This is a genomic window from Cupriavidus pauculus (genome assembly GCF_008801835.1).
GTDB classification, from domain to species: Bacteria; Pseudomonadota; Gammaproteobacteria; order Burkholderiales; family Burkholderiaceae; genus Cupriavidus; species Cupriavidus pauculus.
In genome coordinates this window covers 26,973-41,733 of the sequence record NZ_VZOW01000045.1, presented here as the reverse complement: position 1 = coordinate 41,733, position 14,761 = coordinate 26,973, and the positions used below count along the sequence as shown (strand labels likewise).

The window sequence follows — 14,761 nt, the reverse complement described above, 5'->3', positions numbered from 1 at the left end:
GTGCGCCTGCCATGCGCGAAGGGGGAACGTTTCCTGCCCGCTGATCGCGTCACTACAGGGTGGAGCAAGCTTGGCAGGTTCGGCTATGCCTTAGCGTGCTTTATTTTCCGTTTTCTGAGACGACCCCTGAGAGGCCAATCTAGGTTCAGGGGACGGAGCAAAGGACCAGTCAGCAATGACTGATTTGACTGGGGTATCAGGCGAGCGCTGGCCGGAACCCCGCGTGGAGACTAGGGGCGGCTACCCCGGTAATGTGCAGGGAAATCAAAGGGACCCCTGCTCCAAATGAAAAGGCCTGGCAATGTGCCAGGCCTTTTTGCTTGATAGGCAGCGGTATTACAGAGCCGCGTCTTTCAGCTTCTTCAACGGACGGACCTTCACCTTCACCGAGGCCGGCTTCGCGGCGAACCATTGATCAGCGCCAGTGAAGGGGTTCCGGCCGAAGCGCTTCTTGGTCGCAGGCACCTGGATGGCCGACACCTTGAACAGTCCCGGGAACGTGAACTCACCGGCCCCCTTTTTGTGAATGGCGCTGGCGATGGTGTTCTCCAGATGGGCAAGCACCGTCTGAACGGTTTTCTTGTCCAACTCAGTCTGCGTCACCAGGTGGGCGAGCAGGCTCGACTTGTTGAACGTATCCTTGATCGGCTTGGCCACGGGCGCGGCAGCTGCCTTCTTTGCTGCTGGTGCAGCCTTCTTCGCCGGCGCTGCCGGTTTCTTGGCCGCTGTCTTCGGGGCGGCCGTCTTCTTTGTTGCCATGGAGCTCCTGTTTCGAAAATGTCGGCATCTGGCCGGACCGAAATAGCTTAGCGAGAAGGCCGCGTTTCGTGCAATAGGAATTGCTAGTCTGCGGCCTTTGCTGCGGCCTCGTAGCGCCGGCGTTTGTGCTGATTCTTTGGCGCGATGGTGTTGAGAATCGCGCATGACGGGCACCAGTGGCCAGCCTTTACCCCGGACGGGGTTGCGTCCCATACGTGGCCACGATGGCATTCCCACTTGAGCTTCGCTTTGCCGGTGCGGTAGGTTTCGGAGAGACATTTGCCGCCGCGCTCCCGTGCCACGGCGTGCATGGCTTCGATGCCCAGCTTTTGTCCCTCGTTGCGGCAACGCCGGCACCAGCCTCCCTGGAGGACGTTGTTGCCGAGTGCATCCCATTCGTGGCCAGCCTTGCAGAGGAACCGGTAGGTCGCGGCCGTTCCATGATAGGCGGTGCTCAAACATCGGCCGCCTTGCTCGTGAGCGGCCTTCTGTATGCGCGCTAAGCCCTCGGCATCGGTACGCCTTTCCCCAAGTCTGGCATCCGTGCATGCTCGGCACCAGTTCCCCTGTTTGAGAACCTTGTAGCCCATCGCTTCCCACCGGTGGCCGGCCGCGCATTCGAACGGGTAATGATCGCGACCAGTCTTCCACACGGCTGCAAAGCACTTTCCACCGTGCTCGGCGGCCTTTCTGTGGAGGTCGATCAGACCGTACTTTGACGCTTTCGGTTGCGGGGTGGAAATCGTGGGCTTTCCAGCGCAACGAGGACACCAATAGCCCGCCAATACGCTTCGGCCCTCTGGCGTCCATTCATGGCCTTTTTCGCAGCGTATCCGGTGTATCGCTGCTCCACCCAAAAATCCGCCGTCGTTCAGGCACTGGCCGCCGCGTGCGGCCACGAGCTTGTGGAACTTCGCTGCGACGTTGGCGCGATTGCATTCAGGGCAACCGGAGGCCTTGTATAGGACGCCGTATGCGGCGCGCTCGAAGCGATGCCCACTGGCGCATTCAAGGAGAATCTTGGCACTGACGCTGTGCCATGTCGTCGCGTGACAGACGAAGCCTTGCAGTGTGGCGGCGGCGCGAAGCCTGGTAAGGGCGGCCGCCGCGCGCTGCGACGTTTTGGGACTGGCTTGTTTCACTGTGCGACGCGATCAATCGATACTCAGACCTTCGGAATCCTAGCATCCCATCCGGTACTGTTGGTCGCGGATCACGCGGTGCTGCTGGCGCAGGTTGTCTTGCCACGACGATGGGTTGGGGCGTCGCATCGAAGCTTCAACGGCCCTGGCCTGCTCGGCGAGCGCATCGCATGCAACGGCCTGTGGCTGGGCCTGTACGGACGTGGTAGCAGTGGCGTTCTGCGCCCCCGCGCGAGACGTGCTCGCGCGCGCCTCGAGATACTCCTGCTCTTGCCGGCGCACGCCTTCACTTTTGCCGATAGTAGAGACCGTCCCGACGGCAGTGCTGGCAACCGGAGAATAACCTGTTGGGCAGTACAGATCCTGCGTGTACAACACTCGGCTGGCGCGCTGGCATTTCGTAAAGGCATGGGCTGTGCCCAGCGAAGCGCCGATCATGGCCAAGGCCGCCAAGCAGATCGTTACTCGACCCATGCGTAGCTCGGGTCGTTCGTGATAATCCAGCGCAGGCCCGCAAAAAGCGCGGCCAAGAGGGTGAGGGCGTACAGAGCCCAGGCGAGGGTGGTGACCATGTTGCTTCTCCCGGTGTTGTTCAGTTCGTTTGTCCGGAAATTCGAGCTGCGAGTATGGCGTAGCAGGCTTGCGACGGCCTCCCCGGCTAAAGAGGGGGGCGATCCTGGCTCTCAGGCGGGTCGAGTGTGGCGGCGATTCGTGTAACCGTCCGGTTGCTGGCCAGGCCCAGCCGCTCCGTAACTGCGTCGGGCGCGACGCCACGAATCAACAGCCGCCGGCAGTAGGTGTTGCGCAGTATTCGCGGGCCCATGTCTTCGGCCTCGTGGTCAACCGCGGCGAATGCCTCACGAACGATCTTGCCAAGGCTCATGTCCGTGATCGGCGTGCCTGTGCGCTTGAGGGAGAACAGGAGATCGCCCTCGGCTGGCCAAGCTCGGCGCTCACCGAGCCATGCGCTCAGTGTCGCGACCGCAAAGGGCTCCAGATGAATGGTTCGGGATAGCTTGGGTGGGCGCGCCGGTACGTGGAGATATGGCGGTGATGCGTGGGGGTTCAGGTCTTGGATGCGCGCCGCGCGGCCTTCGCTGGCCGTGACACCGGTGCTGAGGAACATCGCGATGATCGCCCGTTTCTGCAGGGTGACCGGATCGTCGGAGGGCTGTGGTCGTACGAACTCCTGCATGTCACGGTCGACGTCTTCGGGCAGGAACAGAACATCGGGATCGTCGACGGGCCAGTGCTGACCGACGACGAGTTCGCTGGCAGGGTTGGCATCCCGGACGCCGATGGCCACAAGATGCCTGCAGAGGCGATCGACCAGCTTGAGATAGCGCATGCGCGTCGCTGGCGAGTAGTTTGCGGCATCGCCGTCGCGCCAGAAACCATCGAGAACATCGGCGCCGAAGCTGGCCAGCGTGGCACCGCACCCGACCAGGTATCGGTGGAACCTGTCGAACATCGCCCGATGCTGAACGATGGATTGCTGGGAGAACGGCCGCCGGTCAGCGCCAGCGGCTTCGCGGGCCTGCCAGTCGGCATACGCCCGTTGGGGATCGGAAAGCCACAGTTTATCCATAAGAATTTATATACTGAAAGTTGCCTGCCTCGCAAACCTATCGTCGCTTCGCGACGCGATCTGCTTGCAAGTGGAGGGGTAGCCTGCCCGAGCGCGGCGCCCGCCGAAGGCGCGCGTAACGAGGGTAGTAAGCGTCCATCGCCTGTTCCACCGCTTCCACGCGGCTCATCTCAAGCGGCGGGCATTCGAGTAGATGCTCGTCTGCGCAGTAACGGAGGATTTCAAGCAAAAAGGCGTGCCGGCGACTCTCGGGAAATTGGAGTCGACGATTCCTTGTCCAAGCGTGGTAGCCGGCAAAGGCGAGGGCGAGCAACTGCTCGGCCGTACCGTCCAGATGTTCCGCGAGGCGCTGGGCCTCCCCACTCAAAATGCGCTGGTTTTCGGCCTCGATGCTCATGACGTTAGCCCCAAGTCCGTTACGCTGACCCAGCGAGTACTCCCTCTCATGCGACCTTTCACATCGCAAGCGATTTCTACCTCTGCGGTCGGCCCGATAGGTCCCGGAAAGAGCGCAAGAACGTGCGCAGGCGTGGTCGTCGAACCTGGAATCACCCGGTATTGGAGTTCTACCTCGGCGCCCACTTCGAATGGACCATATCGCCGAAACACCGGGTTGCCGTTCGGATGCGAGCCAATCTGCTCGACAAACTGCGGGGCCATTCCAGCGAGGAAACGAGCAAGTTGAGAGCGCTGGTTGCCGATACCGCCGCTGACCTCCTCGATGGGCAGGCGCTCCGCGCCTACCAGCCGGATCGCAGCGCGCATCACGCGCCGGTAAGTTTGTCCTCCGGCGAGGAGCACTCTACTGGCCCTGAATGGCCAGGCCACCTGCATCACGGACTGATTCAGCCTTTTCAAGATTTCGTCTGCGCGGGCAGTTGTCATCTGCAGATCGTACGGGTCGAGCGTGTCGTCGGGCGCTACGAAACCGTGCTTGGCGGAGAGGATGACCATCGCAGGCGCGGCGGTGCCGCATGGAGTGTGGGCACGGTAGGTCTGGTACATCACGCCTTGGTAGAGATGCAGGGCAGGGGAGCGGACGGCGGCTTTCTTTCCGGAACAAGCCAGAACAATCAGGGCCGCCGCCGCGGGATCAAATTCGACTTTTGTGTTGTGCGGGAAGAAGGCAAGCTGCATTGCGGGCACTCAAGCGATGTGGCGAAATTGCCCCTTGAGCGTACGCCACTAAGCGGCATGTCAAGCATCCAGCTTGCGTTCGCTATGCACAAAACATAACATTCATAACATAACAATACGTAACACATTGGAGTTGTTATGATCCGTGAAGCGTCCATTACGCAAGAACAGGTCAACGCCGCGGCCAACGCCCTCCGCGCCGCCGGCGCCAAGGTCACCGTTCGGGCAGTGCGCAAAGAACTTGGTGACGTCGGCTCTCAGTCGACCGTGATGCGTATGCTGGCCGACTGGAAATCCGAGCAGGTGCAAGTCCCCGAAGCGCCGATGGCACTGCCGGCGCCGCTGCAGCGCGTCCTGGCTGACTATCTCGCCAAGCTCATTACGGAAGGGAAGGTAGAACTGTCCGCAGAGGTGGCTGAACTTCAGCAGGTCAACGGTGACCTTGGCATCGAAAACGAGCGGCTGATCAGCCAGCTTGAAGCCGTGCAGGCCGAGAATGCGGCTTTGCAATCGGAGCGCGATGCATATGCGGGGCGCGTACAGCAGCTCGAGGCAGATCTGGGCGTTTCTCGTGCCGAAACGGAACACGAGCGCAACGCGGCCGCATCCGTCCGGACGGACCTGGCCAAGTCGCAACTTCGCCTGGAAGCCGTGCCGGGGCTGGAGGAGGAACTGAAGGCGGCGCGTGCCGAGGCAGCGAAAGAGCGCGGGGATCGAGTTATCGCGGAGCAAAAGGCGGCCGTAGCCGCCGCCCGACTTGAAGGCGCGGAAAGGGAGCGCGAGCGCATAGAAAGCGCGCTTCGCGAAGCATCGGCACGCGAGGAACAGGCAAACGTCCAGGTGAACGAGCTCACGGCGCAATTGGTAGACGGCCGGCTAGTGCGAGCGCGCGGCGAACGGGAAGGGCGAAAGCTGGTGGATCTCCGGCGCGCTGTTGGGCCGGTATCGCCTGAGCGAAAGGCCGGCTCCGAGAAGCGCAGTGTTGCGCGCGGCAAGCCGACGCCCGACGCATCGGGCACGCCATAAGCTCTGAATCGACGGGCGAGTCCCCGAAGGAGATGCGCTGATGCCTCTCGCGCTCCATGCTGACCTGGTGAAAACCATCTACCGGCAAGCCATCGACCCGCACGCCAGCGATGGCGAGGGGCACCACAGCCGGCAGCCGGCTTGGGGTGAATTGGGTGCTCCGTTGCGCAACGCGGCGCGAAGAACCCACAAGAGGAAAAGTCTCCGGCGGTGCCAGAAGATTGGCCCAGCCAGTCGACGCCACGAAGTCGTGACAGAACACTGGCCATTCGATTCACACGGAGAGAGGGTGCCATGGAGCACAGCCAAGATCTGCTAACAGCGGCCTACCAGCTGGCCACGATTGGGATGTTTCTGCTGGAACTCAGGAAGCTACGGCGCAAGTCATAGATCGGCCTGAGGCGCTTGATTGGGCCGCCTTTCGGGGCGGCCTTTCGTCCCTTATGACAAAGAAAACGCCCCCAGGGTCACAAAACCGGCGCCCTAGGCGCCCCGCACCGGCGGAAGCCGCAACCTGAGATAGAGAAGAACATGAGTCAAGGTCCAAGTCCTGAACGAATCGCGGAACTGAAGAACGAGGGCTACCGCGTCCACATGGTGAACGATCAAGACGGGCTGTACGCCTGGTACCACCCCACTTCGGGGGCAAGCCAAAGCCATCACAAGGATGTTCAGCCGCCGCGCACGTCCGAGCTTCAGGCATGGGACGACTGTGATGCCTACGTGTCCTTGGACATGCCGACCAAGCTTGTGCCCGACTGGGGCAAATAAGTCGGCTGGCCAGCCGCCTCCGGGCGGCTTTTTCGTGTGTTACGCCCATGCCGATAATTGGAATTATCGGCATGGCGTTTGCTGCTGGAACAGCAACGTCAGGTGCCAGCTCCGGCCACTTCAACGATCCCGGCGACCTTCTTGCGATCCCTGTCCTTGTCCAGAGTCGTCTCTGAATTGGGTCGGACCTGCCCGCGGTTGCCACCACTGAGTCCCGAAAGATGTGGAAGGCTCCCAAGCTGCAACAGCAGAATATTGGAAGCCGCTGGCCCCCGACGCTTCAGTATCTGCGCGCGCACGAAGCCTCCTGACGCTGGCTCGAGCGCGATCCGCAGCGGTGACGCGGAGGCGTCATGGGCAGCCCCGATAGAACGTATCGCAAACGCCAATGCGTCCGTTGCCGCTACGAGGCCCTGCAGGCGCCGGATCCCTTCTGGTCGCGCGCGAGGCAACCATGCCACAAGCGCGCCCAACGCATTCGACCGCAGGATGGTCTCGCACGCCCACTGTGCGTCGGCAGGCGACTCTGTTTTACCCATCGAACGTGCCTGGCCAATCCAATGCGGGCTAGCTCGGGCCCGTTTGGAGCATACGGACAGCCTACCAACCATATCGGGCGATTGCGTTGTACCGCTGCGTCCAGCGCTCCTCGGAGCATTGATAGTTCACCGATGCCCGGGTGTTTAACGATCAGTTCCGAGACAGATCCCTCAGCCCAACCGCCGCCCGGCAGTTCCGCGTCCAGTTCTAGAATCCCGCTGGAAACGACACGGCCAACGGGCCGCGCAAGTTGACTCGCGCGCCAGAGGGACGGGTGGATAGTTGTCGGATCGATTACTCGGGCCGCGCTAGCCGTCGGCACTTGAGCATCCTCGCCCGCCCGGACTGCGGGCGCAATGGTCTCCGCCCGCAGCGCTGCAGGCGCCGTGCATGGCGAGTGATCAACCAGCAGCGGCAATTGCTGGCCAGCATCAGAATGGATTGTCTGCCTCATACTGTGAATATATACAGTATGAGGAAAACGACATCAAGCCATGCGTAGCTATCTGGTAGCTACCAGATACCAATAATAAGGTTTATGTTAAATCACATTGACACGTGATTCGGAACGGAAAGTGGCGGTTGCAGCTTACACGCAGCATCTGCTGACGCCCCGCAGAATGGCCCGTAGGACAGTATCTGATACCGAAACGCCGATTCGAATAGAACACTGAAGTCAGGCCAACAAAGGAGACGATCATGGCCAACGACATCCACGTGGTTCCGGCTGGCGACGGCTGGGCGGTTGAGGCGGCTGGAGGAGGCAGGCGGACGATGTTCGCTACTCAGGAAGAAGCCATTGCGGCTGGTACCGAACGCGCCAAACAAGACGAGGTCGAGTTGCTCATCCACGGCCGCGACGGTCAGATCCGTGAGCGCAACACCTTCGGCCATGACCCGCGAGACGTTAAGGGCTAAGGCCCATGCCGCGAGGTACGGAACCGTTGGATCTGGCGGCATTCGCGCCGATGCTTCCCGGCCTGCGCAAGTCGCTGCCGCGCGGCGACGGCTGGTGGGCCGAGGTCAAGTACGACGGCTACCGAGCTTTGGCATTGACCGGCTCGATCCCGTCTGTGCGAACAAAGAACGGTGCCAACTGTACTACCTGGTTCCCCGAACTACACCACAGCCTCAAGGCCCTCCCCGCCAACACGGTCCTCGATGGCGAGGTCTGCGTGCTGGATGCCGTCGGCCGCGCCGACTTTGAGCGGCTGCATGGGCGGGCCAGGCGCAAGTCCTGGTACGAAGGCGCCGACCCGATTGTCTACTGCGTCTTCGACATTCTCGCGATCAGGGGTCGGGACGTGCGGGTGCAGCCGATCGAGGAGCGCAAGACTATGCTGCGCCCGCTACTCGCTGCCCTGCCCGGCCTTCTCTATGTCCAGGCTGTCCTTGATCAGGCGGATTGGCTCTTCGCGAGCGCTCTAGCGCTCAATCTTGAAGGCATCGTATGCAAGCGTGCCGGCAGCCCCTATCAAGGTGGGCCAACCACTGACTGGATCAAGGTAAAGCGGCCCGATGCGCATAAGCACGGCGCATTTCGGCGTAGTTAGCGTGCGTGCCTGCCAAAGGCAAAAAAAAGCCCGCGGATGGATACGCGGGCCGGGATCGTCACCGTGGGGTCAATCACGATGGCGCATTTTCGGTTCTTAAGTGCCGTATTGTCACCCCGACGTCCGAGGGATACAGCCAACCTAGACGAAGTGGTTCCCGTCAGATCTTGCGGGCCGTTTAGTGAGCACTGTATATTTATACAGGTATGCTTTTCGAAGTCATGAAACTCTGCCTGGAAGGACGCCGGCTACACCGCGGATGGTGGGGCGGGCAGCTGCTATGGCGCGGCCAGGTCGTGATCGAGGACCGCATGGATACGCGCGCCCACCGCGTCATACCGCATGCCATCATGCTCTACAGCCAGCACCAAGACGTTGCGGAACTTGGCGTGCTGTACGACGCGAAGATCGTCAGAATGACTTCCGACGATTTGGTTGTCACGGGATTCGAGCGCGCCGACTTCGAACTGAAGGAATACCGGCAAGCCTGGCTGATGCGGCCGATCACGCGCGAGGAATTGGAAACGCCAATTCCTGCTGACGTGGTGCGCGGCCGGGGGAAGTCCAGCAAATTGAATGGAGGGTGATGATGTGCGTCAACTACGCGCCGGTCCAATGGCAAGTGCTCCGAGACGTTTTTGGCGTCGAACCGCCTGCCGGAGAATGGCGATCGGAAGCTTGGCCTGACTACCCTGCCCCGATCATCCGCGCAACGGAGAGTGGCGAGCGTGAAGCCGTGCTTGCATCCTTCAGTATGGTGCCTAAGGGGAAGATCCCACCCGGCGTACGCTACTACCCGACAGCCAACGCTCGCGCCGAAACCATCGGAAAGCTCAGCTCGTTTGCAAAACACTGGAAGGCTGGCCAGCTTTGCCTGATAGGCGCAACAGGCTTCTATGAGCCGAACTGGGAGACGGGCAAAGCCGTGCGGTGGAAGATCGGCCTGCCTCACGATGAACCGTTTGCGATTGCCGGCTTGTGGCGCGCATGGTCCGACGGGGCCATATCCTTTACGATGCCAACGCTCAACGCTGAGAATCATCCGTTGATGAAGCGGTTCCATAAGCCCGGAGACGAAAAGCGCAGCGTGGTACTGGTTCCTCGCGCCGACTGGGACGACTGGCTTGCCTGCAGGGATGCCGAGCGCGCTCGCACGTTCCTTCGCCTCTACCCTGCTGAATCTCTCATCGCTGAGCCAGCGCCAATGCCTCCACGCACGCGCAAATCAACAGAGAACACCGCAGACATATAGGCGGATCCCTGCCCTGCGCCACACACAACGCGTGGAGCACAACGCTCACCAGCCCAGGTCCGACCATGAGGCTTAGTACATCACGCAGGTATTCATGACCGTTGAAAACTTCTGGATTTTGTTCGTAGCTGGTGCGACCTCCGCTGCAAGCAGCGTCGGCTTCTTGATTCAAGTATGGTCAGCTCGGAAGACCGCCTTGGAGATCGAGAAACTTAAGCTCGAAATCGCTGCACTACGAGAAGCTCAGCGAAGCGCCCGTAGCCGGATAGCCCTTCCAACCTCCGAGGAAGTCAAAGACGTCGTGCGGGCTCAGCGCCATTACACGCGCGATAAGGCGCCGTCATCAGGGAATCGGCCGATTCAAAGTGAATATGGCATTCTTGGCGTGCTGCTCGGCATACTGGCATTGGCGGGCTATCTCTTGTGGAAGCACTTCATCGGGTGATTGCCATGCCACCATCGCGAAAGGCTCAGAGCCGAGCGGATTGGCGTTGACACTTACCTAAGGTCGCCAAAATGCACGGCTTCTCCCGGCCACCGAGCGTGGTCCCCAAAACTTGAGCAACGACATGCTCGCAGCTAATCCACAGGCCACACCGAGCAACACCAGGGCTGGCTCATCGGTCTTGGGACTATCAAATAGCTTCAAAAGAATTCCTACCACCATGCAGGCAATGACCGGAAACCAGTAGCGCTTCCAGTCAAGCCTGAAGGGTTCGATATCGTGGATAGTTCGGGAAACCAACTCCGCATCTGATCGCTCCTTGCGGGCGAGCTCATCAAGGTCAAGAGCCCTGTCTTCCTCAGCCGAACTGCGGGGCTGGTTATGAAAATTACGTTGACGAACGGCTTGTATGACTAGGTCCTTGTCGGGCATGTCGACGAGCTCGCGCCAGCGAGCTTCTTTCACGCCATAAGCGCGCATCATCGCGCTCGATACCTCTGGCCGTCTGAGAACTTGCACGTATCGTCCATCCAATATCGCCAGCCATTCCTCCCCCTCATCTGGCTTAACGATGGTAATGCGGTCTGCGTCAGGGTACATCGCTTCACTCACCCACGCAGCAATTGCAGGCTGGTCGTGGGCACGCATGAACGCGACACGGTGTTTTCCCTCGTGCGCGCAGAGAATCCCCAAAGCGCGATACCAGATGTAGTGGACGTTATCTATCGAACCGAACGTTTCCGCATATTTCTTGATACGGCTAGGGACTTCAGCAGCAGCTATGTCTTCCGGTTTTCCCTTGATACTCGCCCCCAACACGAACCTGGGATCGACAAAGGCCTGGAAAGGCCGGCTATGGCCATCCTCCCACCTCAAGAACGGGATTACAACCTCCAGGAACTCGTCACCCCAAAAGGCGCACGTCCCCGGTCCTCCCATCCAATCATTCAGGTAGGCCTGACCAACAAAGCGGCGCGCATGTCTGTCAAGGGTGATCTTCAAAGCGCAGAGGGCCGCAGATGCTTCCAGCATGCCTGACGATACGCCAAGCTCTAGCTGCTGCGGCTCAACAACTTGGAGGTCTGTCATAAAGAATCTCGGATCCTGATGCGCAGTGAATGCGCAGGGTTGGTGTCCATTTCGCCGAGCTTGGTCGTCGCCATGCAAATCCGGCTGGATGGCCGCTCGTGCGGCCATCCCCTCGACTTCGTTACGGCAGCTGAACGGTCACCTTCAGGGACGCTCCGTTCGATCCACTAAGCGACATCGATTCCGACTTGCCGCTGGCCAGGTTGAAATGGCTCTCGGCGCTGGCGCTATCAACGTCCGGCAGCTCGATGTAGCAGCCCCCCTGCTCCACCTTGTCCATCTTGCGAAGGCGCGTGTTGACTGCGACAACGTTCGCAATCACGCGCGTCCCATCGTTGATTTGCTTGGGATGCACTGTGACCGTCGTTCCTTCGAAAACCGTGGCACGCTCGATGCTCGGCTTACCGCTGCCATCCACCTTGCAGGATCGTGCGTAGCTAATCGTCCTGCCATTAGAGGTGACCGAAGGCGCGAGCGTCGACACCAACGCTTCTTGCTTCCCCGAAGGGGTTTCGATCGAGAGTGTCATGGACGGTGTGCCCACGTTTGCCGCCATCACCGCTGCCGAGCCAGACAGGAGGCCCGCAAACAGGAGTGTCTTCTTCATGATTTTTTCCGTTTTCTTAGTTGACAAGTACTGCATTACGCAGTCTATTTACTATCGGCTCAAGTCAAGAAAAAGTTGAGGTCCGGAGCGTTCCTGCCGGTCGATACGTACCCTGCAATAATGGGGAAAAGCACAATGGACGCCAAAACAAAGCCACGACAGTTTCGCACTCAAGAAAGTCTCCAGGCAGAGCGACGTAGCCGAAATCTCGTCAAGCCATTCCTTGAATCGAGGGGCTTCGTTGCCGTTGACGACAACAGACGTCCGGTAGGCGAGGCCGAATCACAGACCGTCAGCGCGACTAGCCCCTCAGGGACACGCATTTCGGCCCGAGTCCGATTGTGCTGGCGGTATCAGCGCGGAAAGCCCGAGACCATTTCAGCCGCCCAACTGCGCGCACGCCTTACCGACGATGACTGGGATCTCACGCTTTCGGAAATCCGCGACAGAGCAATGGAATCTGGCGTGACCCATTTTCTCCTGTTACAGCCACGAGGCGATGGTTTCGATTTTGCCGCCCTTCTCCCCGTTGCCGATGTTCCTCGCATATGGAGAGCACAGTGCGAAACGAGCGAGTCTCTGATTGCCACCGGAAAGCTCGGGCGAATCCGGAAGAACCACGCCAAAAACGGCGGCAGCCCAACGCTGTATCTGAAGGACACAAGGACACCGGACGCCCACGCGGTGCCGGATGTCCTATGGTCGTGGCCTGGCGTAAGCGACTTGTGCTCGTTGCAGGAGGTTGGAGGGGAATCGCCTTTCGGTCCGATTGACGACACGCTGGATGACCTACAGGCGCCCTCGCCTGCCGCGGCCGGTAGCGACAGCCCTGAAAGAAGGACTGCAGAGCGCTCGTACGTGAAACGCGATGACCGCGTCCGGCGTCAGGTATTGGACCGCGCTGATGGCGTCTGCGAGAATCCGACGTGCAGCATTCGTGCGCCCTTTCCAAGCTTCCTGGACGTGCATCACATTTTCGGCGTCGAAACTAGCGACCGAGCGTGGAACTGCGTTGCAATCTGCCCAAATTGCCATCGAGCCGCTCACTATGCTCCGGACAGGAGCGCCATCAATGAAGAGCTGCTGCGTGTCGCCTCTCGAGCTGATCATGAAGCGACGTAGGCACGTGCACTCAAGAAGTGGCACCGTTTTTCAGCTTGTTTCGAATCTCGATGGTAACTGCGCAATCGACTTCATCGTCCGAAGTAAAACATCCAAACGTCCGATGCCATTCGGCTTCTGGTAACCACTTGGCGCAAAGGAGTGCCTCCACCGAAGCGAGGTCCGTTCCTTTGTGCCAAACGTAACGCCCGCGATATCGGCCTCCGCCTTCGTCGATGATGCGAAGGGAATAGACAGCTGCGTCGTCGAGAACCAGCACACCTACCGGAAACTCATCCGCCATTGGCCCCTCCCATTAGTGCCGCGCAAAAGTGGGCAGCGCCCTGCCTAGCGCCGTCGCCTGCCCACACCGTGGCGTTACGAAGTCTCCCTCTTCAGCGCGGCCTCCACGATAGAAAGGCTGTTTAGCACGAACTCTCTCGGCCGACAGGATTGGTACCCAGCAGACAGAATTTCGCGTACACGCCGCACTGCCGCGAGCCTGGAGGGACCGTCCAGAAGAGGCCTGCCATTTGCGCCTCCGTAATAAAGATCCAGACTCTCGCCAAGGCCTGCCTTGTGCTCCAACGAAATCCAATTGTCCAACGTGGATCGGACTTTTCCTACCGCCATCGTTTGGCGGTACTCAAGATCGGAGACCAAAAGCGCCTTCAGCAAATACGCAGCCTCGCGGTGGCTCGACACGCCCATTGGTTTGGCTGGCCGCCATAGCGACCGGCTTCCTCCAACAGCGTTGCCGTATGGCAAGGCTCCATTGCGAATAAGGCCCGGCACAGCCGGCATCGGCCGCCGCCGACGGGGCCTATCCAATGCGGCACGCGCGGGACTGACAAATTCACTGTCGTAGCTGCCCACCTCCCACGTGCCAGGAGTACCGTTCGTTAGCCGTGCGATGGCATCCGCCACACTGGTTGCGACAGTTTCGTTATCGCAGAAGAAAAAAGGAACCGTCAGTTGAGGGGAGTAGAGACCTTCCCACGCGGGGCGAACCATCGTCATTCCATTGCGCTCTGACCAACTGGCACGCTCCGCAAGCTCCGGCTTGTTATACGGTTCGTCCATATAGATCCAATCGCCGTTGCGGTCGATCCACAGGGAATAGTGATCGGCACCAGGCAACGTCTCGAATCGCGAAAGTAGCGGCCAGCGCTCCCTTTGGGTGGTAGCCGGACGCAATCCAGTCGCAGCCAAGAAACGCAGCGTCCGCGCCGCAGCTTCCAACGTTTCACGAGCGCCCTCTTCCTCCCGTGGGATATCGAGCTTTAACTCAAGATGATCCTGGGCCTCGATGCGAAAGCCGGCTAAGTGCCTGGCGCTCATGAGCTGATGCCTGGATACAGTCTGATCAAGGGGCTTGGACAGCTGGACTGACAAAGTAAGCCGGCCGCGCTCGAAATACTCGCCTCGCGGCTTGACCCAATAGGCCGTAAGGTGGGCCGTATGATTTGTGTCAGCGACCACGGGTGCCGACAGCACAGATGAGGCATGGCGGAAGTTCTGGAAGCCGGCTTCCTTGGCGGCCAAGTCCAGAGCCAAGCTATGGGAAATCTCGTGCTCGCGCTTGATCTCGATGCCCAAGCGCTTGATTCCAGCCACAGTAGAGGGAGGGGTAGAACGACGACTCATGACGATCTCCAGCCCGGATTCAAGCGTCACCCGTCAACCGCTTAGCCCAGGGCCAAAAGATAGCCATGGAAGAATACTCATGAGGACGCAGTGCCGTTTCCAGC

Annotated in this window: 17 protein-coding genes and 1 pseudogene; 8 read left to right on the top strand and 10 right to left on the bottom strand. The window is 60.1% G+C overall.

Annotated elements, in window-relative coordinates:
* A pseudogene (locus tag F7R19_RS27035) lies at positions 1–94 on the top strand (MerR family transcriptional regulator); the annotation flags it as partial.
* Positions 95–336: 242 nt separating this feature from the next.
* Here the strand turns inward: F7R19_RS27035 and F7R19_RS27030 are convergent.
* The 6 genes from F7R19_RS27030 to F7R19_RS27005 all read right to left on the bottom strand — a co-directional run bounded on the left by F7R19_RS27030 (position 337) and on the right by F7R19_RS27005 (position 4,626).
* Positions 337–759, bottom strand: coding sequence for an HU family DNA-binding protein (locus F7R19_RS27030; RefSeq protein WP_011239982.1), 423 nt, complete (start codon positions 757–759; stop codon positions 337–339).
* 83 nt (positions 760–842) lie between these two features.
* A complete protein-coding gene (locus F7R19_RS27025) occupies positions 843–1,901 on the bottom strand; it encodes a hypothetical protein (protein WP_011514871.1) in 1,059 nt (352 codons plus the stop codon).
* Between the two features lie 39 nt (positions 1,902–1,940).
* The gene (locus tag F7R19_RS27020; RefSeq protein WP_051731334.1) at positions 1,941–2,339 is read right to left on the bottom strand and encodes a hypothetical protein; all 399 of its coding nucleotides are present in this window, start codon (positions 2,337–2,339) and stop codon (positions 1,941–1,943) included.
* Positions 2,340–2,559: 220 nt separating this feature from the next.
* Entirely contained in the window at positions 2,560–3,489 is a 930-nt protein-coding gene (locus tag F7R19_RS27015) for a tyrosine-type recombinase/integrase (protein WP_029306737.1), read from the bottom strand.
* Positions 3,490–3,526: 37 nt separating this feature from the next.
* The gene (locus F7R19_RS30040; protein ID WP_063834240.1) at positions 3,527–3,886 is read right to left on the bottom strand and encodes an ATP-binding cassette domain-containing protein; all 360 of its coding nucleotides are present in this window, start codon (positions 3,884–3,886) and stop codon (positions 3,527–3,529) included.
* A complete protein-coding gene (locus F7R19_RS27005) occupies positions 3,883–4,626 on the bottom strand; it encodes a DUF6884 domain-containing protein (protein WP_029306739.1) in 744 nt (247 codons plus the stop codon). Before F7R19_RS27005 ends, F7R19_RS30040 begins: the two co-directional genes overlap by 4 nt.
* Before the next feature lie 138 nt (positions 4,627–4,764).
* Between F7R19_RS27005 and F7R19_RS27000 the strand changes: the two genes are divergently transcribed.
* The 7 genes from F7R19_RS27000 to F7R19_RS26970 all read left to right on the top strand — a co-directional run bounded on the left by F7R19_RS27000 (position 4,765) and on the right by F7R19_RS26970 (position 10,213).
* A complete protein-coding gene (locus F7R19_RS27000; RefSeq protein ID WP_029306740.1) occupies positions 4,765–5,652 on the top strand; it encodes a DNA-binding protein in 888 nt (295 codons plus the stop codon).
* A gap of 531 nt (positions 5,653–6,183) precedes the next feature.
* Positions 6,184–6,423, top strand: coding sequence for a hypothetical protein (locus tag F7R19_RS26995; RefSeq protein WP_029306741.1), 240 nt, complete (start codon positions 6,184–6,186; stop codon positions 6,421–6,423).
* 1,239 nt (positions 6,424–7,662) lie between these two features.
* Complete coding sequence (locus F7R19_RS26990; RefSeq protein ID WP_029306742.1) at positions 7,663–7,881, top strand: DUF2188 domain-containing protein; 219 nt, start codon at positions 7,663–7,665, stop codon at positions 7,879–7,881.
* A 26-nt stretch (positions 7,882–7,907) separates the two neighbouring features.
* The gene (locus tag F7R19_RS26985) at positions 7,908–8,516 is read left to right on the top strand and encodes an ATP-dependent DNA ligase (protein WP_223506440.1); all 609 of its coding nucleotides are present in this window, start codon (positions 7,908–7,910) and stop codon (positions 8,514–8,516) included.
* 311 nt (positions 8,517–8,827) lie between these two features.
* Positions 8,828–9,103 (top strand): hypothetical protein, encoded by a 276-nt coding sequence (locus tag F7R19_RS26980; RefSeq protein ID WP_150982637.1) that lies wholly within the window; start codon positions 8,828–8,830, stop codon positions 9,101–9,103.
* 2 nt (positions 9,104–9,105) lie between these two features.
* Entirely contained in the window at positions 9,106–9,768 is a 663-nt protein-coding gene (locus F7R19_RS26975; protein ID WP_035832126.1) for an SOS response-associated peptidase, read from the top strand.
* A 94-nt stretch (positions 9,769–9,862) separates the two neighbouring features.
* The gene (locus F7R19_RS26970; RefSeq protein WP_011514926.1) at positions 9,863–10,213 is read left to right on the top strand and encodes a hypothetical protein; all 351 of its coding nucleotides are present in this window, start codon (positions 9,863–9,865) and stop codon (positions 10,211–10,213) included.
* 57 nt (positions 10,214–10,270) lie between these two features.
* On the opposite strand, the gene F7R19_RS26965 is transcribed toward F7R19_RS26970, so the two are convergent.
* The 4 genes from F7R19_RS26965 to F7R19_RS26945 form a co-directional block, all read right to left on the bottom strand.
* Positions 10,271–11,302 (bottom strand): hypothetical protein, encoded by a 1,032-nt coding sequence (locus tag F7R19_RS26965; RefSeq protein WP_150982636.1) that lies wholly within the window; start codon positions 11,300–11,302, stop codon positions 10,271–10,273.
* 121 nt (positions 11,303–11,423) lie between these two features.
* The gene (locus tag F7R19_RS26960; RefSeq protein ID WP_029306746.1) at positions 11,424–11,909 is read right to left on the bottom strand and encodes a hypothetical protein; all 486 of its coding nucleotides are present in this window, start codon (positions 11,907–11,909) and stop codon (positions 11,424–11,426) included.
* 1,132 nt (positions 11,910–13,041) lie between these two features.
* Positions 13,042–13,314, bottom strand: coding sequence for a hypothetical protein (locus F7R19_RS26950; RefSeq protein WP_011514922.1), 273 nt, complete (start codon positions 13,312–13,314; stop codon positions 13,042–13,044).
* A gap of 74 nt (positions 13,315–13,388) precedes the next feature.
* Entirely contained in the window at positions 13,389–14,657 is a 1,269-nt protein-coding gene (locus tag F7R19_RS26945) for a DUF5623 domain-containing protein (RefSeq protein ID WP_011514921.1), read from the bottom strand.
* Positions 14,658–14,761: the final 104 nt, after the last annotated feature.